We start from the raw sequence: 20,302 nt of genomic DNA, 5'->3' as shown, positions 1-20,302 counted from the left end.
AAAACTTCCCGCCGAAACTCGCGTCCCGACCAATCAGCATCCGCCAATCAAGGAAACCTTAAAACGAAGGACATCGTCGCCAGCAGCGCCGCCGCCCTCGTTCAGTGATCGGGCTTATAGACCCCACCCCTCACATACGTCAACAGGCAATCGCAAAAAATCGACTAGATCGAACAACACTCTGAAAATACACACGAATTGGAAGCGAGAGTTATCAACAGGGCGAGATGGGCGGTATCGCCTGGGCGAAAATACCGGATTTCCGGGATTCCTGCGGCAACCGGAGCGAAATCGTCACCCGCTGATGCAAAGCCAGGGGCATGCAGCGGGCAGATCGGTGGCCGCCGAGGCTCAAACACGACGCGAAATGCGGTTGCGTCTGCAATCGAGGACGATACTGTTCGAGAGCGGCGATCCCGGTCCGCCGCCCCAGGCAATCGCCGGGCCAACGCTCCACGAACGATACACATTGCGACACTCGCTGAAAGGGTTCGAAAGATGATGAAAGGTTCCGACGTTCTGATTGCTGCATTGGAGAACGAAGGGGTCGACTGCATCTTCGGCGTGCCCGGAGAGGAAAACCTGCATGTGGTGGAGTCGCTGCGTAAATCCCGCATCAAGCTGGTTTTGACCCGGCACGAACAGGCCGCAGCCTTCATGGCCGCGACGCATGGGCGCCTGACCGGCAAGCCGGGTGTCTGCATGGCGACGCTCGGCCCCGGCGCCCTCAATTTTTCGACCGGCGCCGCCTATGCCAATCTCGGCGCCATGCCGATGATCCTGTTCACGGGGCAGAAGCCGATCAAGACGGCCCGCCAGGCCCGCTTCCAGATCGTCGATGTCGTTGCCTCGATGCGGCCCTTGACCAAGATGACGCGACAGATCGTCAGCGTCGGCAGCATTCCGGCTGCCGTTCGCGACGCTTTTCGCGTGGCCATGGAAGAGCGACCCGGTGCGGTGCACCTTGAATTGCCGGAGGATGTCGCCGGCGAAACCATCGGTGAGGCGCCGATCATTCCGGTTCACCCGCTCGACCGGCCGGTGGCGCCGTCTGCTGCCATCGACCGGGCGGTTGAGATCATCCTTGCGGCCAAGCGGCCGCTGATCATGATCGGCGCGGCCAGCAGCCGCCCGCGGCTCGTGGATGCGCTCTCCGCCTTTGTCCGCCGGATGCGCATCCCCTTCTTCAACACCCAGATGGGCAAGGGCGCGGTCAACGGCGGCTCCAACCTCTATGTCGGCACGGCCGCTCTTTCCGAGCGCGACTATGTGCATGATGCCATCGATCAGGCGGACCTGATCATTTCCGTCGGTCACGACACAGTGGAAAAGCCACCCTTCCTGATGCGCAGCGAAGGCGGGCCGAAGGTTCTGCACATCGGCTACAGCTCGGCCAATGTCGAGCAGGTCTATCATCCCGACGCAGAAGTGATCGGCGACATCGGCACGACGGTGACCGCGATCGCCGATCGGCTCGGTGGCAAGCTCGATCCGGAACCGCTGCTGCTCAGCCTGCGCCAGACCATTCTCGACAAGCTCAACGAAGGCGCAGACGAAGACCGGTTCCCGGTGACGCCGCAACGTATCGTCCATGACGTGCGCAAGGTGATGCCGGAAGACGGTGTCGTCTGCCTCGACAACGGCATGTACAAGATCTGGTTTGCCCGGCACTACCGCACCCATGTCGCCAACACGCTGTTGCTCGACAATGCGCTCGCCACCATGGGCGCCGGCCTGCCTTCTGCAATGATGGCGGCGATGCTCTATCCCGAGCGCCGCGTCATGGCGGTGTGCGGCGACGGCGGCTTCATGATGAACTCCCAGGAGATGGAGACCGCCGTTCGCCTCGGCCTCAATCTGGTGGTCGTCATCCTCAACGACAGTGCCTATGGCATGATCCGCTGGAAGCAGGCCGTTGACGATTTCCCGGATTTCGGCCTGACATTCGGCAATCCGGACTTCGTGCGCTACGCGGAAGCCTATGGTGCGACGGGCTCGCGGGTCTCGAGCGCGGACATGCTGGTGCCGACGCTCGAGGCTGCCTTTACCGGCGGCGGCGTGCATCTCGTCGATGTGCCGATCGACTATTCCGAAAACATGCGCGTGCTGGTCGATGAGCTGCGCACCCGCTCTTAAGACCTGCTTTCTCCAGGCGAGTAACATAGACCCGCCAGCCGTTGCCTTAATCGGGCGACCGGCCTGACGGGCCCGTATCCAAAGGACACCCCGGCCTTCGTCTCACCATGGATCCTAATGTTGCCAATCAAGGCGGCCCCATGGCCGTGATTGGCAACAAGCCTTGCGCTGCCATCTTTTGGACTTATATTGCACTGCACTCGGCGCCTGTTTTTGGCCGAGTTTTTCTTGGCTGCATGCCGCCTTCACGCGAAAAGCCTCGCTCTTCGCGCACAACCGAAGGACCACTTCATGACTGTTTCGATAAACAATCTTGATGCCTCCACCACGGGCGCTTTGGCCCATGTCGATATCGGCGATACCGTCAGACGTTCCCGTCAAGCGATCGGCTACAGCGTTGACGAACTTGCGCTCACCTGCGGGCTGACCGACATCGAAATCACCAACATCGAGCTTGGTGTCGACACCGATCCGGCCAAGCTCCGTCGGATCGCCGCCGCACTTCAGTTGCCCCTAACCACCTTCCTGCTCAGCTAGGCCCAATGGGCGTCGCGTCCACACGAGACGCGACACCCACCCGGCGTTCTTGGAGCGATGCCAATCAACCTGTAAAACCCTGCGATAGAATCTCCTTCAGTAGCGCAAGCGGCGTGGGGCGACTTGGCACGCGCTGATGCAGGAAAACAATCCTGCGCTCGTACGAGGCGGCATCGGGTACCTCGACCAGGCAAAATCCGTCCCGTCCCAGGCCCTGCCAGGCCGGAACGACGGAGTTTCCCATCCCGTTGGCCACGAGCATGGCTATGGTTTCGAGCGCGTCCATGTCGCAACGAATGTCCGGATCAAGCCCGGCATCGGCGAGATATTGTGACGACAGCCGCCCGCCCCAGGATCCCGGATCGTAGCGGATGAACGGCGCCTGCCGGATTTGCTCAGCGATATCGTCAGGTTCCGTCGCATCCCTGCTGATGAACACAAGCGGTTCGCGGCGAATGACATATGCCGCCAATCCCTTTGGCAGCAAGAATGGCGGTTCAACCAGAACCGCGGCATCGAGCTCGCCTGCAAGCAACTGTTCGTAGAGCTGCAACGACGAACCGGGGCGCAGTATCAGCTTCAGGCTCGGCGCCCGACGGGAGAGTTCGTCCAGAACCTCAGGGAAGATGCCTGTCAGCGCCGTCGAGATCGCCCCGATTTTCAACTCGGCGGCAAGACCGCCGCCTGCAACGTCGTATCTGAGGTTTTCGACTTCCCGGATTAAGAGACGCGCCCGCGGCAACAGCGAAAGACAGGCCTCCGTCGGCTGGGCCGAATGGGCGCCGCGGGCAAGCAAAATGCACCCAAGGGCCCGTTCGAGCGATTGAATGCGCTGGCTGACGGCGGCCGGCGTCAACTTTTCCCGGCGTGCAGCGGCTGCGATGGACCCCGTTTCCACCGTGGCGACTAGGCTTTGCAGGAAGCGAATATCCACCATGAATCCTTATTCTCAGAGAAAGAATTACATAGTTTTTCTTAGCCTCTCAAGACGCTATCCCTGTGTCAACCGGAGACACAGGAGTTCCAGATGAAGTCGCTTTTCCATCTCGCCTTTCACGTCACCGATCTCGATGAGGCCCGCAGGTTCTACGGCGACGTGCTTGGTTGCGAGGAAGGGCGCAGCACGGATACCTGGGTCGATTTCGATTTCTTTGGCCATCAACTGTCGCTGCATCTGGGCAAGCCCTTCGAAGTCACGCGGACCGGCAAGGTCGGCAACCACCTCGTACTGATGCCGCATATGGGCGTGGTGCTGCGCTTGGCGGATTGGTTCGTGCTGGCCGAGCGCCTGGAACAAAAGGGCGTGCGCTTCGACATTCCGCCGGTCGTGCGTTTCGAAGGCGAGCCCGGCGAGCAGCGGACGATGTTCTTCCTCGATCCGAGCGGCAATCCCATCGAGGTCAAGGGGTTTGCCGATTTCGACAGCCTGTTTGCACGCTGACACCGGAGGCGGATGTGAAGAAGCCTATCGCCTTGGTGACGCGCATCGACCGCGCCGACGAACAGGCCTGGGTGGCCATCCTGGCCAGGCTGTTGCCGGAGAGCGAAATCGTGCACTTCCACGAGATGGACGATGCGCAGCGCGACGCCGCCGAAATCGCCATCGTTGCCAATCCCGATCCTGGGCACGTGGCGGCCCTACCCAATCTCAAGTGGATACACAGTCTTTGGGCAGGGGTAGAGCGACTGGTCGCCGAGCTCGGCCAGGCAGCGCCCCCGATCGTCAGGCTTGAAGACCCCGAGCTGGCTCGGGTCATGGCGGAAGCGATCCTTGCCTGGACCTATTATCTTCACCGCGACATGCCCGCCTACCGCAGGCAGCAGGCGGCGGCAATCTGGCGGCAGCATCCGTACCGCCGGCCAGGCGATCTCACGGTCGGGATCCTGGGCATGGGGCTTCTCGGAAAAGCAGCGGCAGGAAAACTGACGGCAGCCGGCTTCCGGGTTACGGGCTGGGCACGGTCGCCGCAGCAGATAGACGGCGTCGATATGGTCAGCGCCGAGAGCGGCCTCGATCGGCTCTTGCGGACAAGCGACATAGTCGTCAGCCTGTTACCGCTGACATCAGAGACCCGCGGCCTGCTCGATGCCCGTCGCCTCTCATCCATGAAAACCGGCGCGCGCCTCATCAATTTTTCCCGCGGGCCGATCATCGTCGACGTCGACCTGATCGCGGCGTTGGACGCTGGGCATATCGCGCATGCGGTGCTCGATGTTTTCGACGCCGAGCCTTTGCCACCCACGTCGCCCTATTGGCGGCATGACAGCGTGACGGTATTGCCGCACATTTCCGCGCCGACCGACAGGAACACGGCCGCCGTGATCGTCGCTGATAATATCAAGCGGTATTATGCGACCGGCGCCCTGCCCGCAGCCATCGATATCAAGCGCGGGTACTAGCCGCGTCTTAGTGCCTCGAGCCCCGCGTTCAGCGCCACATCGTCACCATGCTCGAGGCCGAAGAGGACGTCCAGCAGCGGGAAGGTGCTGCGATAGAAGCGGATCTGGTCCTGCATCGCATCTATCCCGGGATAGTATGGGTGCATGAGCGCGAGGAAATCGTCGCCCAGGCCGGCGGAAAGGCTGGCGAGGTCATGAGCAGGGTCGCCGATCGAGCATCCCGCAAAGTCGATAACGCCGGAGACCTGGCCGTCGTCGACGAGAATGTTTCCCGTGCCAATGTCACCATGAATGATCGCCGTGGCGAGCGTGCGCCAATACTTGTCTTTTATAATCAAGTTTATCACGCGGCAAGCGTGTTCCTGCGAAAACACATCGCATAGGAGTGTCACAGTGCCAAGCCGCAGGGGGTTGTGCGCCCGATGCCCTAGCCGTTTCGGAAGCTGGCGCCGACGAAGCTCAGCGCTTCGGGCAAACCGCTGCGCCAATAGGCCCAGTCATGGCCGCCCTCCCGTGCGATGAAGCGGTGCTCCACGCCAAGCTTTTGAAGCTTCAAATGGAGCTCGGAGTTGCCAGCGAAGAAATCGTCACTCGAACCGCAATCCATATAGAGCGCTGTCTTGCCGATTTGCTCGGCAGGGATCGTCTCGACCAGATCGAGTACGCTGTTGTCGTGATAGGCGGCATTCAAGCGGCCCTTGCCGGCAAGCCCCAACCCCCACGCCTTGCCATAGCGACGGTCGTATCCCGACTGGTCCATCTCGACGACCTGACCGTCTGTTCGAAATGCCGCGCTCAGCGCCGCAGCGGCGGAGAACATCTCAGGCCGTTTGAATGAGAAGGCGATGGCCGCATAGCCGCCCATGGAAAGGCCGAGAATCCCGCGCCCTTCCTTCTCCGGCACCGTCCGGTAGGTGTGGTCGATGTAGGTTACGAACTCCTGAAGGAACATGTCCTGCCAGCGGTAACCGCCGTCAGCGTCGTTCATGTAGTAGGTGTTGAATCTGTTCTCCTTGTCCCGGCGCCCTTCCGGCGTGACTGCGATGAAGGCCGGCACCTCCCCGCTTTCGATCATCCGGTCGAACACCCGGTCGGCTCCGCCGAAACGATACCAGTCGGTATTTTTGCCTTTGCCCCCGCCATGCATGAGATAGATGACGGGGTAGGAGCGGTTCCCGGCCTCGTATTTCGGCGGGAGATAGACGGTATATTCGACATCCTTGCCGAGAATCCTGCTGGGCATCTTTTGCCCTTCGAGCACCGTGCCCGCGTTCGCCGCCCAGGAATTGGCCAAGGAAACGAGCGCGAGAAAGCCGGCAAGAACGGTCGTTTTGAACATCGAGTTCCTCCTGTCTGCAGGCTTGGCAAATAGGCGGAAGGAAGTCGTTGTCAAACAAAGCCCCTCACCCGAAAGCGAGGGACATTGACCGCAAGCCATGAAAGCGGCGGTGCGAGCCGCGCTATCTTGCGTCGTGAAAGATGATGCCGACAGTGTGGCGCAGGCCTGACCTGACACGGCTGACGCCATGGCGCAGGTTGACGCGATAATTGCCCTTCGTGCCTTGAACCGGCCGGTTGTGAACGGCAAAAGCCACGGCATCACCTTGGCGGAGGGGAACGACCTCGACCCGGCTTTGCATGCGCGGACGCTGCTCCGTCAGCACGAATTCACCGCCCGTGAAATCCTTTCCCGGTTCGGAAAGAAGGATCGCGACCTGTATCGGAAAGGCAAGATCACCATAGAGGTCCTGGTGCAGGCAATTGAAATCGCCGGGCACATATTGCAGCAGCAGCGGTGTTGGCCGTGTCTGGCCCGCATCGTGGCACTGCCTCAGGAATTCCCGGTGCTCCGCCGGATATCTCGTCTCGATCCCCATGCGACCGTTCCATTGGTTGGCAACGTCGGCGAGGCGCGGATAGAGCGCAGTGCGAAGACCGCCAAGCAGATCCGGCAACGGATACTTGAAGTAGCGATATTCCCCCTTGCCGAAACCGTGCCTGGCCATGTGGATATGGCTGCGGAAATGCTGCTCGTCCTTGTAGAGCGCCGAAATCCGTCGGCAGTCGTCCGCCGACAGAAGCTTTTCCATGACCGCGCAGCCATAGCCGTTCAACGCGTCCGAAATCGCCTGCCAATCGTAAGCTGCGACATGCGTCTCCACAGCCTGTTCGGTCCGATCTGCAATAGCCATTGAAATGCGCGGATTCATAGCATCGCCTCCTTGGCGATCAGCGTGCGCTTGCGCTCTATGCCCCAACGGTAGCCGGCGAGTTCACCGCTGCTGCGCACGACACGGTGGCATGGAATGGCCAAAGCGATGACATTGGCGGCGCAGGCGTTGGCAACGGCGCGCGCGGATGTCGGTGCGCCAACGCGGACCGCCAGCTCGGCGTAAGTGATCGTCGTCCCCGCCGGGATCGCGCGAAGCGCCTGCCAGACACGGCGCTGGAGTGTTGTCCCGCGGAGGGCAAGCGGGAGATCCAGACCCTCGCCAGGGTTATCGATGAAGCGAAGGACCTTCGCCAGCTCGGTGCGAAGTCCGGCTTCGTTCCGGTTCAATGCACGGCCAGGAAAACGATCCGCAAGATCTCGCTCCAGTTGCTCCGCGTCAGCACCGATCAGGATCGCACAAACACCGCCGACGCTGCGCGCGATCAGAACACAGCCCAACTCTGCTTGTGCAACGCCATACTCCACGGTTGTGCGGTTAGCGACGTCGACGGCTTGCCGCGGTCGCGGGGTGTGCGTCCGGTTGTCGATGAGGTTCATGAGACTAACTCCTTGTTCCGTTCCGTTCTCTTCACCGACCCTAGAGATGCGTCGCCTTGGCCGAACTCCGCTCCTTGCTTTCAAATCGAAAAGACTTGTCTCCTGCAGCGCCGCCCGCATCGCATCGATGGTCCCTTATTGGGCGCGGCGGAAGGTCAGATTGATGCGCATGCGGCCAAGGGTCTCGTGTTCGCCGTCCTTCAACTCTGTGACCCCGTGATAGAATAGGCGCGACCGCCCACCCCAGACGACGACATCGCCGTGACGCAACGCGTATTTGCGGATTGGGTCGGTGCGGTTTGGTCCGCCAAACTGGAATGTGGCGGGGAGCCCGAGCGAAACCGAAACGATGGGGTGCGAGAAATCGCGCTCGTCCTTGTCCTGATGAAGCGAAAGCCGTGTGCCCGGTTCGTACCGGTTGATCAGGCAGGCATCGGGTCTGAAATCCGGATAGCCTGCTTCGGTCGCCGCCGCGATGGCAAGGTCGAGGAAGGACGATGGCAGCGGCGGCCACGGCTTGCCGCTCTCCGGGTCTAGCCGGTCGTAGCGGTACCCGCTCCGGTCCGTGACCCATCCGGCCGCCCCGCAATTGGTCATCGCAACCGACATCGTGTAGCCGCCCGGTGTCACCATGTGCCGGAACGGTGCCTCAGCAATGACCGATCGCAGTCCCGGCAGGATTTGCCCCTCAAGCGACAGCGCAAAGCCGCGAAGCAGCGTCGCGCCTTCGGCCATGCTCTCGCGTGACGGTTCGACGGCAAGCTTGGCGAATAGGTCAGTCATGGCGTCTTTCCGGAGAGAAAATTGGTGATGTCGGGATGAAGGACAGGGCGGTAACCGGCCCGAAGAACCCTGACGGTCGAAGGCGGCGTCAGAATTCCCTCAGCGATGATGCCCATTTCCGGGCTCAGGTAACCCGCCTCGGTCCAGCGGAAACAGCGCCCGGATGCGAGCGTGAAGGCAAAGCCGGATGCCACCACCATCGTCCCGTCTGGTAGATCCCTGACTGGCGACGGCAACGGATGGATGCGCTTCTGTCCGCGTAGAACTCGTTCGCTATGGAGCACCGCATCGAGTTCGCCCGCCGAAGGCGACGCCATCAAGCCGCCAGTCCAGGCGACTCTGAAGACTAGAGCGGCCTCCCGTCTGCAGAAGAAGCACGGGCGGTGCCCCGCCGCCAGCGCCACGGCCTCGTCGAGGAAGAAAAGCTCGGTCCAGCTTCGGCCGGCCATGACGTCGCGCCGGCGATCCCCGTATTCGCAGGTGCAGATCAGCCACGCCTTGGACGTCCACCGCCGCCGCAATAGGGTTTTCGTCTCGGGGTCGTGGATGATGCCGCGGTTGCCGGTGAACAGGCCGCGCTGCGCGATAGCGATAATGTCGCCGAATGGCGTCACGCGATTCTGGAGGGGCTGGCGAACGCTATTCATACAGGCGGATCTCCCCGGGCCGCATTACGTCGGAAATGATATCATCGAACGGGCGGGCGATATGCAGCCCGACGCACCGCTTCGTCGCCGTGAAGATAACCATTTGGGCGCGACACCGCGCGGCGGCACCCATTAAGCGGCTCCACGGGCCGCCTCGCGGTCGAGCAAGGCGCGCTTGCGTTCGACGCCCCAGGCATAACCCGACAGCGCTCCATCATTCCGCACCACCCGATGGCACGGGATGACAACGGCGAGGCTATTCGCCGCGCATGCGCCAGCGACGGCACGAACCGCCTTCGGCTGCCCGATGCGACGGGCAATTTCCGCGTAGGACACCGTCCTGCCGACCGGAATTTCCTGCAGGGCCTGCCAGACCCGCTGCTGGAATGCTGTCCCGCGAACATCGAACGGTAGGTCGAGGCCGATGCCCGGGGCTTCGACGAAGCCGACCACCTGTGCGACAAGCGCCTCGTAGTCGGCATCGGCGCCAATCAGCTCCGCCTTCGGAAAACGGTCCTGAAGGTCGCGCACAAGCGCCTCCGGATCGTCTCCGAGCAGGATAGACGCGACACCTTTCCGGCTTGATGCGACGAGGATCGCGCCGAGCGAAGTCTGGCCGACGGCAAATCGGATTTCCTCATCCGCGCCGCCTGCGCGGTAGCGTGCCGGCGTCATGCCGAGAATATCAGTCGAGTTCTCGTAGAAACGACCGCTCGAGTTGAAGCCCGCTTCATAGATCGCCTCCGTTACGCTGTTGCCCGCTTCCAGCCCACGACGAACCTTGGCAGCTCGATGAGCAGCCGCATAGTCCTTTGGCGTCAAGCCGATCGCTGCCTTGAACAGCCGATGGAAATAGCTCTGGCTCTTGCCGACGGCAGCGGCCAGATCGCCCAAGGCCAGCTCTTCATCGCTGTCTTCGATCAGCCGGCAAGCCCTAACGACGATGGCAGCGTTTGCCTCATCGCTGGATGGGCCGTCCGGGTTGCACCGCCGACACGGGCGAAAGCCCGTCGCCTTCGCGCCTTCAAGCGTGTCGTGCAATTGGACATTCTTGGGATTGGCGATGCGTGAAGGGCATGAGGGGCGGCAATAGACGCCGGTGGTCGTGACCGAATACCAGAAATGCCCGTCGGAAGCCTTGTCGCGGCTGACGATGGCGACCCAGCGCGGGTCGCGCGCGACTGGGACCCTGGTCGCGGCAGCTGCGGTTGGGAATGTCGTCGCCATATTCATCGTCGGACGCTCCTCATTCCGGTCGCGCCTGGGAGGTATCCGGGTCGCGGCCTTCAAGCTCAAGATTGACCACCACTCGGGCGATCTGCTGCTCCAAGAAGCTTCGCCAAAAAGGCTGGGCCACGCCACCCGTTTCCTGTGCGTGGCGTGGCACCCAATCGATCAGGCCGCTTTCATCAATCCGAGTTGCGTCAGGGCCGCAACCCCGTCGTCGAGACCGATCTCCTCGACGATCTTGCCGTTGATGACCTTCAGAACCGTCGTCCCCGTGAAGCGCATCTTGCGGCCACTTCCTGCCGGCAGACTGCCGGCCAGGAAGTCGTCGAAGGCAGCGCCGGTATGGGTGCCGCCGCCTTCCCATTGGCCGACGACATAGTCGCCTTCGGCGATGAGGTCGGCCGTGCCCCAGAAGTTCAGATCCGGGAACGCGGCACGGAAATCGGTCATGAAGGCTTTGATATCATCATGGCCGCGGCGCGGTTCATGCAGGGAATATTTCAACAGCATGTCTGCAGACGCGATCTCGTTGACGATGGAAAGATCTACGTCGCGACCCCAAAACTCTGTGAACCATCTGCTGACCACCGCCTTGTTGTCTTCTTCCTTGCTCATTGGCTTTCTCCTCGAATTGACACGGGCTCGACCGTCGATAACGCCGGTTGCCTGCGCATAAAGGTAGCCTGAGCTACGGCGCCCAAAACTCCGGTTCTTACCCTTCAATCGAAACCAGTTCGCAATTCCGAGCGCCGGCTCAGCCCCGCGCGATCAGACGAACGCTGTGGTCGTCCCGAAGCGCAATCAATTGCGAAGACGGCGGCAGGCTGTAGACGTCATGCTTTCCGAATTCTCTGGGGTAGTAGTCATAGCCCGGCGGCGGTTCCGGTGTTTCACGAGGATCCACCGGGCTTTGGCCCGTCAGCTCGGTGACCGGATCGAGGATCGCCCCGATCAGGCGGCGGGTATAGGGATGCTGTGGTTCGCTGAAGACCCGGTCCCAGCTGCCGGTCTCGACGATCTGGCCGAAATACATCACCGCCACGCGGTCGCTCATATGTTCGACCACGCTCAGGTCATGGCTGATCATGATGTAGGACAGATCCAGCCGCTCCTTGAGTTCCAGCAGCAGGTTGATGATCTGGGCGCGGATCGAGACGTCGAGCGCCGACACCGGCTCGTCCAGCACCACGACCTTAGGGTTGAGGATCAAAGCGCGGGCAATGCCGATGCGCTGGCGCTGGCCGCCGGAAAATTCGTGCGGGAAACGCCCCGCCCGCTCCGGTTTCAATCCGACCAACTGCATCATCTCTTCGATGCGTCGCGCGATCTCCTTGCGGTCGGAAATCCCGTGCAATCTCAGCGGTGCCGCCAGCGACGTGTAGATCGTCTGACGGGGGTTGAGCGACGCGTACGGGTCCTGAAACACCATCTGCGCCATGCCGGCACGCTCGAGCCGGGAGGGCCGCGCCTTGCCGGTGATCGATCGCCCTTCGAAATAGATCTCGCCCGCGGTCGGCTCCTGAAGTCCGAGGATCGAAAGCGCAAGCGTCGACTTTCCGCAACCGGATTCGCCGACGATCGACAGGCATTCGCCCCGGTTCAGCGTCAGGCTCAGGTCGTTGACCGCGCGCAGAGTGCGCTTCGAGCGGCCGAAGACGCCGTTGCGCACCGGGAAATGCACGCTCAGGCCGTCGACTCTGACCAGTGGTTCGTTGTTATCACTCATGGTTGAAACACTTCACGAAGCCATCATGGCTGAGGCCGGTTGGCGGTGGAATTTCGGCGCTGCAGATGGACGTCGCCCTGTGGCAACGCGGCTGAAAGCGACAGCCCGGCGGAAAACTGGCGATGGAGGGAACCGTGCCTTCGATCTCCTGAAGGCGCTTGCGCCCTTCCAGCCGGCGCGAGCCCAGATGCGGCAGCGATCGCAACAGGCCGTCGGTATAAGGATGGGCCGGATGGAGGAACAGGTCGGCGACCGGCCTCTCCTCGACCAGGCGCCCGGCATACATGATGCCGACCCGGTTGCACATATTGGCAATCACGCCGAGATCGTGGCTGATCATCAGCACTGATGTGCCGCGTGCAGCGCAAAGCTCCTTCACGAGTTTGAGGATCTCCGCCTGCACCGTCACGTCGAGCGCCGTCGTCGGCTCGTCGGCGATCAGCAGATCCGGATTGCAGGCAAGCGCAATGGCGATCATCACCCGCTGCCGCATGCCGCCGGACATCTGGTGCGGATAGTTCTTCACCCGCTCCTCCGGCGCCGGGACCTGTACGTTGCCGAGTGCCTCGATCGCCAGTCTTTCGGCTTCCTTCCAGGTGGCACCCTTGTGCAGGACAAACATCTCGGCAATCTGCCGGCCGACCGGAGACAACGGGTTGAGCGCGGTCATCGGTTCCTGGAAGATCATGGCGATGCGCTCGCCCCGAAGCCGCCGCAACTCGCGTTTCGAAAGCTCCCTCAGGTCCCGACCGTTGAACTTCAGCGAACCGCCCGTGACGGCGAGCGGCGCACGCAACAGGCCGATGATCGAAAGCGCAGTGATGCTCTTGCCGCAGCCCGATTCGCCCACGAGGCCATAGGCCTCGCCGCGCCCGATCGAGAACGACACGTTGTCGACGACGTTGTGGCTGACCCGGCCCGATACGATATCGAGGCGCAGATCCCTGACGTTCAGCAAGTTCTCGGTCATAGCTGCCGCGCCCTCATATGCGGGTCCAGCCAATCGCGTAGACCGTCGCCGAAAAGATTGAGACCGAGAACCGTCACGAAGATCGCCAGCCCCGGAAAGATCGCCGCCCAGGGCGCAATGACGATGAGTTCGCGTGCATCCGTCAGCATGTTGCCCCAGCTCGGGAACGGCGGCTTGATGCCCAGTCCGAGATAGGAGAGTGCTGCCTCGGCAAGGATCGCATCGCCCATGCCCAGCGTTCCGATCACCAGGATCGGGCCGATCATGTTGGGCAGGATCTGCGTGATCATGATGCGGATGTCGCCGTAACCGAGCGTCTTTGCCGCCTGGACATAGCCCTGCTTCTTCAAGGACAGCGCCGAGCTTCGCGCGATGCGACAGGTCCATGACCAGTTGGTCAAGCCTAGCGCGATCAGCAGGCTGGAAAGGCCGGGCCCAAGGATCGCCATGATGGCGAGCGCGAAGATCAGGCTCGGGATCGCCAGCATCAGGTTGGTGAGCCCGGTGACAAGATCGTCCCACCAGCCGCCGAAATAGCCGGCCGAAATGCCGAGCGCCAGGCCAATCAGCGTGTTGATGACCTGCGAGCCGATACCGACGGCAAGCGAGATGCGGGCGCCGTAGAGGATGCGGCTGAGAACGTCACGCCCTTGCGCGTCGGTGCCGAACCAGAACTGTGCGTCCGGCGGCAGCTCCGCATTCATCAGGTCCGCGTCGAGCACTGGATCGGTCGGCGCCAGCCAGGGCGCAAGCAGCGCCGCTGAGATGATGACGAGACAGAGGACGCCACCGATGAGGAGATTGAGCCGTATTCTCATGGATCTATCCGTGGCTGATGCGCGGATCGATGACCGCGTAAAGAATATCGACGATGGTGTTGATGAGCAGGAACCACAGGACGATGACGAGGATCGCACCCTGAACCACCGGGATGTCGCGCAGGCTGACGCTGTCGATCAGCAGAGATCCCAGCCCCGGCCAGGAGAACAGTTTTTCGACCACCACCGCCTGACCCATCATCGAACCGAACTGCAGGCCGATGGTGGTGATGATCAGCACAAGCACGTTGCGAACGACATGCCAGGTGACGAGGCGAAAGCCGTTCATGCCTTTGGCTCGGGCGGTGCGGATGAAATCGGCGTTCATCACGTCAAGGACGGCGGCGCGCGTCGTGCGCGCCAGGAGTGCCATCGGCGCCACGCCGAGCGTCAAGGCCGGCAGGATCAGGTTCATCGGCCCGCCGTCGCCGTAGCCGAAGCTCGGCAACCAGCCGAGCGTCAGCGCGAACAGATACATGCCGAGCAGCCCGAGCCAGAACTGCGGCAGGGACAGGCCCGAGATCGCGCCGATCATCGTCAACGTGTCGATGATGCTGCCCGGCTTCAAGGCGGCGATGAAACCGAGCGGTACACCGACGAACATCGCGATCGCCATCGCCGCGAATGCGAGCTTCAAGGTCGGCCACATGCGCTCGCCGATCAGATGGGCCACCGGCTGGCGGCTGCGGAACGATGTTCCGAGATCGAACCTTGCGAGATCGGAGAGATAGGCGCCGAACCGCACATAGAGCGGTTGGTCGAGACCGAATTCACGTGTCATCTTCTCGACGATCTTTGGGTCGCCGCCGCCCTTGCCATTGGCTGTCAGGCTGGTGGCGATGCTGCCCGGCACCACGCTGAAGATCACGAAGATCAACAGCGATATCGCGATGACTGTCGGGATCACCTGCAAGATGCGGCGCACGACGAACTGAAGCATTCATTTCCTCCCTCGCGGCGCCCATCAACGGATGCGCGGGCGATAGTCCTCCGGCACATGCCACCGAGCGATAGGCCACTCGGGCCAGATCATTCCGGCGGGTTGCCGCATCGTAAGCGCTGACTTACGTTATCGACAGCATAGGTGCCAGATACCAGTGGAAAGGTCCCCGATACCGCGACGACGATATCGGGGCGCCTCCATCAACGTCCGGCTGGGACGGTTTCGTCCACCCAGAGCTTTTCATAGGACTGGATCGCCAGCTCGGCGGAGTTTGGCTGCAGCCCATGCAGCCAGGGCTGGTAGGCCATCACAGCCTTGTTGTAGTTGAAGAACCAGACCGGCGCTTCTTCCTGAACGAGGTTGTTGGCCTTGCGTAGCAGCTCGTTCTTTTCCTCGTCGGTCTTGGCGACCTTGGCGGCCTCGAACAGCTTGTCGAAGTCCGCGTTTGCGAACTTCTGGTAGTTGCACGCAGCCTGCGACGTCTTGGAATAGAAGCACTGCATCGCCGTCAGGGCGTCCGGGCCGCTCTCCGACGACCACATGAAGGACTGGAAATCGCCTGATGGCACGACTTCGGAAAGCACCGAAGCCTCGACCGGTTTTGCCTTCACCCGGATACCGACTTTTTCCAGCATCGGGATGATCGCCTCGACGATCGTCAGGCCCCAGCTTTCGTTCTGCGTCGCTGTCAGCTCGACGTCGAAGCCATCGGCATAACCGGCCTCAGCCAGCAGTGCCTTCGCCTTCTCCGGGTCGTAGGCGTAGGGTTGCGCGTCCTTGTCATAGGCCGGCGACGATGTCGGCAGCCAGCCGCTCGCGCGGTAGGCCTTGTCCTTCGCCAGCCGTTTGATGATCAGGTCGGCATTGATGGCATAGTTGAACGCCTGGCGAACACGCTTGTCCTTGAACGGTTCGAAATCGAGGTTGAAGCCGACATAGCGCGTATAGACTTCAGCGACTTCGAGAAGGCCCTTGGACAGTTCCGGATCGGCCTGATAGGCGACGTATTGCGACGGCCCGAGCACGGAGACGTCGACCTCCTTGTTGCGGAAGGCGACGTCACGCGCCGAGGCATCCCCCATGATCAGGATATTGATCTTGTCGGCGTAGGGCTTGTCTTTTTCGTAGTACTTTTCCCACTTTTCGACCGTCAGGCGCGAGCCGGGCACATATTCGGCAAACTTGTAGGGCCCGAGGCCGATCGGGTGGCTCTGGAAGCCTTCCTTGTCGGCTTCCCCAGCCGGGTAGATCGCCGTGTTGTTGCGCATGAACAGGAACGCCGGATCGACCGGGTCTGTCAGGGTCACTTCCAGCGTGAAATCGTCGACCTTCTTCAGGCCCGAAATCGCCTCTGCCTTGCCGGCCATGTAGTCGGCGCCGCCCTTGATGTTGGCGATGTAGCGCGAAGGTGGATAGGCCTTGGCCGGATCGGCCATGCGGGTGAAGCTCGAGATGATGTCGTCGGCCGTCATCTGCTTGCCGTTGTGGAAATAGGCGTCCTGCCGCAGCTTGTAGGTATAGACCAGCTTGTCGGCGGAGACGTCGACGTCGGTCGCAAGCGCCAGCACCGGAACGTTCTTGTCCGCGTCCCAATCATAAAGGGTGCGATGGATCGCCTTGGCGTAGAACTCGTCCTGCGTCTGCGGCGACGCCTGGATGTCGAGCGTCGAGAAGCTGTCCCCATAGGGCGCCACGAAGTTGACCGTTCCGCCGGCCCGCGGCGTGTCGGCCGCCTGCACCGAAGCCACCCCTGCCAGCAACGCTGCGGTCAATGTCGAAAGTAATGCTATTTTCTTCATCATTCCCATATCCTCCCCACTTGTTGTTCTGCGTATGGATGAACAAAACCGCGATCTCATCCGACCTCCCGGATCGGTTGAGATGCATTGAGCCGCTCTTGCGGCTCCCTCTCGCCCTTCGTCAGGCGTTCTGTCGCTCGAAGACCACCTCGCCGCCCCGGATTGCCAGGGTGCAGCGCGTGTCGTTGAGGATGTCTTCGGGGCTCGCCGTCAGCATGTTCCTGGAGAACACCGCGATATCGGCAAGCTGTCCCGGGATCAGTCGTCCCTTGACGGTTTCGAGCTTCTGCGAGAACGCGCCGTATTCGGTATAGACCTGCAAAGCCTCCTCGATGGAGACCCGCTCGCGAGCGTCCATCACCGTGCCCTTGGCGGTCTTGCGCGTCAGCATGCTGTAGATATTGGGGAACGGGTTGGGATGACAGACCGGCGCATCGCTGCCGGTCGCAGGCTTCAGCCCCAGGTCCTTCCAGGTCTTCAATGGATAGCTCGACAGCGCCCGCTCCTCGCCGAGCACCGAGACGTAAGCGTCGCCGAAATCGTAGATGAACACCTGTTGCGGACACGGATATATCCCAGCCTTCACCATGCGCTGGTGCTGCGCGTCGCTGGAGAAGCCACAATGCTCGATCCGGTGACGGCGATCCGCATCCGGGATCGCCTCAAGTGCCTTCTCGTAGGCGGTGATCAACTGACCGATCGCAGCATCGCCGATCGCATGGCAGGCCAGTTGATATCCCTTGGTATGCGCGTCGAGTACGAGCGCCTCAAGTTCCACATCCGAAAGGATCTGGACGCCGGTATTGTTGTCATCGCCGAGATAGGGGCTGCTCATCCAGGCGGTGCGGCCACCGGCCGAGCCATCGAGGAAGATCTTGACGGCACCGACTTTCAGCATGTCGTCGCCGACACCCGAAACGAGACCGGCCTCGTAACTCTGCGGCACGATCGAAACGTTGGGATCGCCGAGAAGAACGAGCCAGGTGCGCACTGGCAGCCTGTTGTTCAGCTTCGCCAGATTATAGGCCCTGATCTCGTCGAAGCCTGCGACCTGACCGACGGCCGCGTCCATGATGCTGGTAATGCCGTAGGATAGAAGCAGATTTCCGGCGCTTTCGATCGCATCGATCATGTCGTCGGTCGAGGCTTTCGGGATCGCCGCACGAACCAGCCCTTGCGCATTTTCCGCGACCAGGCCCGTCAGGACGCCTGCGACCTGTTCGATCAGGCCGCCTTCCGGCACGGTAGTCTTCTCGTCGACGCCGGCAAGGCGGAATGCTTCCGAATTGAAGATCGACACATGCCCGCAGGCGCGCACCACCATGACGGGATGGTGCGGCGCAACCGCATCGAGTTCCGCGCGAAGCGGATGGCGACCGGTGTCGAGCTTGGTCTGGTCATAACCCCGCGCCCGGATCCAGGTACCGGCCGGCGTGCTTTCGGCCTGATGTTTGATCGCGCCGAGCAGGCTTTCGAGAGTGGGGGCAGCCTGCGGCGTCGCGTCGACCCAATTCAACGTCAGGCCGACGGAGATCAGGTGCAGATGCGCATCGTTGAGACCGGGGGTCGCGAATTGCCCTTGAAGGTCGAGTAGCTGCGTGCCAGCGCCGCGATAGGTTTCCATTTCCTGCCTGGTGCCCGTCGCCAGGACCTTGCCCTGCCAGATTGCCAGGGCATCGACGACGCCCTCGGCCATACCGCACCAGATCACACCATTGTGCACGATCATGTCGGCGTGAAAACTCTGTCCCGCTGGCATCTAAGGCTCCTCCCCTCCGCCGTCACTGCAACGTAGAGTCAGGTTTGATGACAAACCGGCTCTCGGCACGACCCATGTCTCCCGCCCGCATCGGTTGCGTGCCGAAGCTGGATCGTTATCCATTCCGGTGCGGCGTTCCGATGGGCCACAAGTCGTGCAGTCGGGGATGCTAGAGAAAAGGAAAGCGGCCCGCCAATGCATAGAATTTCAGGCGCTATGAAATAATTGCATAACAGCCCTGGGTAGATCCGTTGAACGTCCTCAAGCCTGAAGGACCTTCGCCCCTCGGCCGCACCGATGAAACACTTCGCTGTGGAGACCTTGAGAACGGTTCGTTGCGCGCGAACGTCGATGCTGAGACGGGAAAGTGTCCAGCGTGTCGTTTTGCATGCCAAGGCGGCATCACGCCTTTGCCGAACGACAGCGGCGCGCGTCAAAGATGACGCGCGCCGCTGTAATGTGCTTCAGTCGTGGTTACGAGCGCTTTTGCAGCGTCGCATAGACTACGTTGCGGTTCTCCCCGAACGTCACGTGCGACTCGAAGTTGGTGCCGTCGACGCTTTCGTTGACGATGCGCCACATGTCCGATTGCGAGCGCAACAGCAGCGCCCAGTTCATGAACGTCTCCATATAGCCGTCGACGCCGATGTCGGTCGCGAAATTGGCGAAGAGGAAGACGCCGTTGGGTTTCAGCATCTGCAGGCATCGGCGGGTGAGCTTCACTGCCACGTTGTGAGGCAGGTAGTCGTAAAGCCCCGCCGCATAGACGAAGTCGAACTTGCCGAGCTTGTGAGCCCGGGTGAGAATGCCACGGACGGAACCGTCGATCGCTTCAACGCTGGTTCCTCGAAAATCCCTGGTGATCGATCCGACACTGAGCGGGTCCTGGTCGAGCGCGACCCAGCGCTTTATCCGCCCTTCCTGCAGCGCAACCGACCGGTTTGCCTCGCGCAGATGCCCGGCGGCAATCGTCAGGATCTCTGCCTCCCCGTCGCGTGTCGCCGCGATCTCATCGACATGTTGGGTCAGCAGGTCCCGCCGTTCGCGCACAGCAACCGACGACGAAGCGTCCTTGGTATAGTCGTAAAGCGCCTTGCCCACCGGCGACGCCTTGGCGATCTCGCCGGCAACGCTTGGATGGCCGTAGATGAAGTCGAGCAGTTGGGCGTCGCCGGAATAACCCCGCGGCTTTTCGCTGGACCAGCGGGTAAAAGGGTCCTGCAGGAAAAACTCCGACACCGGATGCTTTTGTGCGATCGGAATCAGTTCCTGCCATACGCTCGGATGAAACTTCGCGCGCGTCTCGTGAAGTGCGGCCGCCAAGCGATGTATTATCTTCCTGGGGTCCAGTTCCTGGGCAAATTGCTGCTGTGCAATTTGGAGAATCAGGGCGAGTTCGGCTTTTCCTGTTGCAAACTGCTCATCATAAAACTCACTTTTTGACGAAGTGAACTCGGTTGCGATTGATTGGGGAGTAATAAGACTTTCGCCATCGAATACGATTTGAAGCTGGCTCACGCAAAACCCATCCGTTAATGCTTTGTTAACAATGTGGGCAAGAATGCGCGAACTGCGTCTCGAATTGCAAGTTTTTGTAGAGTATATGGTAAATACTGGCGGACAGTACCCATTTGGATACACCCCTGCACCGGCCGTCAGTCTCGGCTAATTTATCAAAATTTAATGGGCGTCTTCTACTATGTCGTTGAGGCCGCTTGTGCTTGTTGTGGTATCCAGTGAATGGCAAGCGTGGAGCGTCTGAAGCAACGTCCAGAGATGGAAAG

The 20,302-nt window shown here is 61.4% G+C and carries 20 protein-coding genes; 4 read left to right on the top strand and 16 right to left on the bottom strand.

The genetic code is table 11. The features are described 5' to 3' along the window. The first annotated feature begins 498 nt into the window (after positions 1 to 498). Together C6558_RS34050 and C6558_RS34045 are read left to right on the top strand one after the other, a co-directional pair. Positions 499 to 2,136 (top strand): acetolactate synthase large subunit, encoded by a 1,638-nt coding sequence (locus C6558_RS34050; protein ID WP_107028385.1) that lies wholly within the window; start codon positions 499 to 501, stop codon positions 2,134 to 2,136. Positions 2,137 to 2,427: 291 nt separating this feature from the next. Beyond that, positions 2,428 to 2,673 carry a helix-turn-helix domain-containing protein gene (locus tag C6558_RS34045; protein ID WP_025429968.1) on the top strand — a complete coding sequence of 82 codons (246 nt, stop codon included), beginning with the start codon at positions 2,428 to 2,430 and terminating at the stop codon, positions 2,671 to 2,673. Between the two features lie 64 nt (positions 2,674 to 2,737). Here the strand turns inward: C6558_RS34045 and C6558_RS34040 are convergent, their stop codons facing one another. Then, positions 2,738 to 3,610: a LysR family transcriptional regulator gene (locus C6558_RS34040; protein ID WP_198956875.1), complete on the bottom strand. Its 873-nt coding sequence runs from the start codon at positions 3,608 to 3,610 to the stop codon at positions 2,738 to 2,740. Between the two features lie 90 nt (positions 3,611 to 3,700). On the opposite strand from C6558_RS34040, the gene C6558_RS34035 reads away from it, so the two are divergent. Together C6558_RS34035 and C6558_RS34030 are read left to right on the top strand one after the other, a co-directional pair. Beyond that, the gene (locus C6558_RS34035) at positions 3,701 to 4,114 is read left to right on the top strand and encodes a VOC family protein (RefSeq protein WP_025429966.1); all 414 of its coding nucleotides are present in this window, start codon (positions 3,701 to 3,703) and stop codon (positions 4,112 to 4,114) included. Between the two features lie 14 nt (positions 4,115 to 4,128). After that, positions 4,129 to 5,073, top strand: coding sequence for a glyoxylate/hydroxypyruvate reductase A (locus C6558_RS34030; RefSeq protein WP_057206118.1), 945 nt, complete (start codon positions 4,129 to 4,131; stop codon positions 5,071 to 5,073). On the opposite strand, the gene C6558_RS34025 is transcribed toward C6558_RS34030, so the two are convergent. The 15 genes from C6558_RS34025 to C6558_RS33955 all read right to left on the bottom strand — a co-directional run bounded on the left by C6558_RS34025 (position 5,070) and on the right by C6558_RS33955 (position 20,036). Continuing rightward, on the bottom strand, positions 5,070 to 5,420 hold the full coding sequence (locus C6558_RS34025; RefSeq protein ID WP_158071724.1) for a phosphotransferase: 351 nt from the start codon (positions 5,418 to 5,420) through the stop codon (positions 5,070 to 5,072). The genes C6558_RS34030 and C6558_RS34025 overlap by 4 nt on opposite strands. A gap of 80 nt (positions 5,421 to 5,500) precedes the next feature. Then, the gene (locus C6558_RS34020) at positions 5,501 to 6,412 is read right to left on the bottom strand and encodes an esterase family protein (protein ID WP_025429962.1); all 912 of its coding nucleotides are present in this window, start codon (positions 6,410 to 6,412) and stop codon (positions 5,501 to 5,503) included. A 121-nt stretch (positions 6,413 to 6,533) separates the two neighbouring features. Beyond that, entirely contained in the window at positions 6,534 to 7,283 is a 750-nt protein-coding gene (locus tag C6558_RS34015) for a 2OG-Fe(II) oxygenase (protein WP_192434017.1), read from the bottom strand. Further along, the gene (locus C6558_RS34010) at positions 7,280 to 7,843 is read right to left on the bottom strand and encodes a methylated-DNA--[protein]-cysteine S-methyltransferase (protein WP_082523489.1); all 564 of its coding nucleotides are present in this window, start codon (positions 7,841 to 7,843) and stop codon (positions 7,280 to 7,282) included. The genes C6558_RS34015 and C6558_RS34010 overlap by 4 nt, the downstream gene beginning before the upstream one ends. A 135-nt stretch (positions 7,844 to 7,978) precedes the next feature. After that, entirely contained in the window at positions 7,979 to 8,626 is a 648-nt protein-coding gene (gene alkB, locus C6558_RS34005) for a DNA oxidative demethylase AlkB (RefSeq protein ID WP_084815082.1), read from the bottom strand. Then, positions 8,623 to 9,273, bottom strand: a complete 651-nt coding sequence (locus C6558_RS34000) for a hypothetical protein (protein ID WP_025429958.1) — start codon at positions 9,271 to 9,273, stop codon at positions 8,623 to 8,625. Before C6558_RS34000 ends, alkB begins: the two co-directional genes overlap by 4 nt. A 132-nt stretch (positions 9,274 to 9,405) precedes the next feature. Next, the gene (gene ada, locus C6558_RS33995; RefSeq protein ID WP_025429957.1) at positions 9,406 to 10,506 is read right to left on the bottom strand and encodes a bifunctional DNA-binding transcriptional regulator/O6-methylguanine-DNA methyltransferase Ada; all 1,101 of its coding nucleotides are present in this window, start codon (positions 10,504 to 10,506) and stop codon (positions 9,406 to 9,408) included. Positions 10,507 to 10,668: 162 nt separating this feature from the next. Further along, positions 10,669 to 11,118, bottom strand: a complete 450-nt coding sequence (locus tag C6558_RS33990; RefSeq protein ID WP_025429956.1) for an ester cyclase — start codon at positions 11,116 to 11,118, stop codon at positions 10,669 to 10,671. Positions 11,119 to 11,257: 139 nt separating this feature from the next. Beyond that, a complete protein-coding gene (locus C6558_RS33985) occupies positions 11,258 to 12,229 on the bottom strand; it encodes an ABC transporter ATP-binding protein (RefSeq protein ID WP_057224454.1) in 972 nt (323 codons plus the stop codon). Then, a complete protein-coding gene (locus C6558_RS33980; protein ID WP_025429954.1) occupies positions 12,222 to 13,199 on the bottom strand; it encodes an ABC transporter ATP-binding protein in 978 nt (325 codons plus the stop codon). Before C6558_RS33980 ends, C6558_RS33985 begins: the two co-directional genes overlap by 8 nt. Then, positions 13,196 to 14,017 carry an ABC transporter permease gene (locus C6558_RS33975; protein WP_025429953.1) on the bottom strand — a complete coding sequence of 274 codons (822 nt, stop codon included), beginning with the start codon at positions 14,015 to 14,017 and terminating at the stop codon, positions 13,196 to 13,198. The genes C6558_RS33980 and C6558_RS33975 overlap by 4 nt, the downstream gene beginning before the upstream one ends. A 4-nt stretch (positions 14,018 to 14,021) precedes the next feature. Continuing rightward, entirely contained in the window at positions 14,022 to 14,957 is a 936-nt protein-coding gene (locus C6558_RS33970) for an ABC transporter permease (protein ID WP_084815080.1), read from the bottom strand. Positions 14,958 to 15,160: 203 nt separating this feature from the next. Beyond that, a complete protein-coding gene (locus C6558_RS33965) occupies positions 15,161 to 16,759 on the bottom strand; it encodes an ABC transporter substrate-binding protein (protein WP_025429951.1) in 1,599 nt (532 codons plus the stop codon). Positions 16,760 to 16,880: 121 nt separating this feature from the next. Further along, the gene (locus tag C6558_RS33960; RefSeq protein ID WP_025429950.1) at positions 16,881 to 18,518 is read right to left on the bottom strand and encodes an amidohydrolase; all 1,638 of its coding nucleotides are present in this window, start codon (positions 18,516 to 18,518) and stop codon (positions 16,881 to 16,883) included. A gap of 474 nt (positions 18,519 to 18,992) precedes the next feature. Next, the gene (locus tag C6558_RS33955; RefSeq protein ID WP_084815079.1) at positions 18,993 to 20,036 is read right to left on the bottom strand and encodes a class I SAM-dependent methyltransferase; all 1,044 of its coding nucleotides are present in this window, start codon (positions 20,034 to 20,036) and stop codon (positions 18,993 to 18,995) included. Between the last annotated feature and the right edge of the window lie 266 nt (positions 20,037 to 20,302).

The organism is Ensifer sp. NM-2, assembly GCF_003024455.1.
Lineage (GTDB): Bacteria > Pseudomonadota > Alphaproteobacteria > Rhizobiales > Rhizobiaceae > Ensifer > Ensifer canadensis.
This window is presented reverse-complemented; position numbering and strand designations above follow the sequence as displayed.

What these genes read in the sequence shown, in the direction of transcription:
- C6558_RS34050 (WP_107028385.1), top strand. Translation starts at nt 499, where the DNA reads ATGATGAAAGGTTCCGACGTTCTGATTGCTGCATTGGAGAACGAAGGG.
- C6558_RS34045 (WP_025429968.1), top strand. Translation starts at nt 2,428, where the DNA reads ATGACTGTTTCGATAAACAATCTTGATGCCTCCACCACGGGCGCTTTG.
- C6558_RS34040 (WP_198956875.1), bottom strand. Translation starts at nt 3,610, where the DNA reads ATGGTGGATATTCGCTTCCTGCAAAGCCTAGTCGCCACGGTGGAAACG.
- C6558_RS34035 (WP_025429966.1), top strand. Translation starts at nt 3,701, where the DNA reads ATGAAGTCGCTTTTCCATCTCGCCTTTCACGTCACCGATCTCGATGAG.
- C6558_RS34020 (WP_025429962.1), bottom strand. Translation starts at nt 6,412, where the DNA reads ATGTTCAAAACGACCGTTCTTGCCGGCTTTCTCGCGCTCGTTTCCTTG.
- C6558_RS34015 (WP_192434017.1), bottom strand. Translation starts at nt 7,283, where the DNA reads ATGAATCCGCGCATTTCAATGGCTATTGCAGATCGGACCGAACAGGCT.
- C6558_RS34010 (WP_082523489.1), bottom strand. Translation starts at nt 7,843, where the DNA reads ATGAACCTCATCGACAACCGGACGCACACCCCGCGACCGCGGCAAGCC.
- alkB (WP_084815082.1), bottom strand. Translation starts at nt 8,626, where the DNA reads ATGACTGACCTATTCGCCAAGCTTGCCGTCGAACCGTCACGCGAGAGC.
- C6558_RS34000 (WP_025429958.1), bottom strand. Translation starts at nt 9,273, where the DNA reads ATGAATAGCGTTCGCCAGCCCCTCCAGAATCGCGTGACGCCATTCGGC.
- ada (WP_025429957.1), bottom strand. Translation starts at nt 10,506, where the DNA reads ATGAATATGGCGACGACATTCCCAACCGCAGCTGCCGCGACCAGGGTC.
- C6558_RS33990 (WP_025429956.1), bottom strand. Translation starts at nt 11,118, where the DNA reads ATGAGCAAGGAAGAAGACAACAAGGCGGTGGTCAGCAGATGGTTCACA.
- C6558_RS33985 (WP_057224454.1), bottom strand. Translation starts at nt 12,229, where the DNA reads ATGAGTGATAACAACGAACCACTGGTCAGAGTCGACGGCCTGAGCGTG.
- C6558_RS33980 (WP_025429954.1), bottom strand. Translation starts at nt 13,199, where the DNA reads ATGACCGAGAACTTGCTGAACGTCAGGGATCTGCGCCTCGATATCGTA.
- C6558_RS33975 (WP_025429953.1), bottom strand. Translation starts at nt 14,017, where the DNA reads ATGAGAATACGGCTCAATCTCCTCATCGGTGGCGTCCTCTGTCTCGTC.
- C6558_RS33970 (WP_084815080.1), bottom strand. Translation starts at nt 14,957, where the DNA reads ATGCTTCAGTTCGTCGTGCGCCGCATCTTGCAGGTGATCCCGACAGTC.
- C6558_RS33965 (WP_025429951.1), bottom strand. Translation starts at nt 16,759, where the DNA reads ATGAAGAAAATAGCATTACTTTCGACATTGACCGCAGCGTTGCTGGCA.
- C6558_RS33960 (WP_025429950.1), bottom strand. Translation starts at nt 18,518, where the DNA reads ATGCCAGCGGGACAGAGTTTTCACGCCGACATGATCGTGCACAATGGT.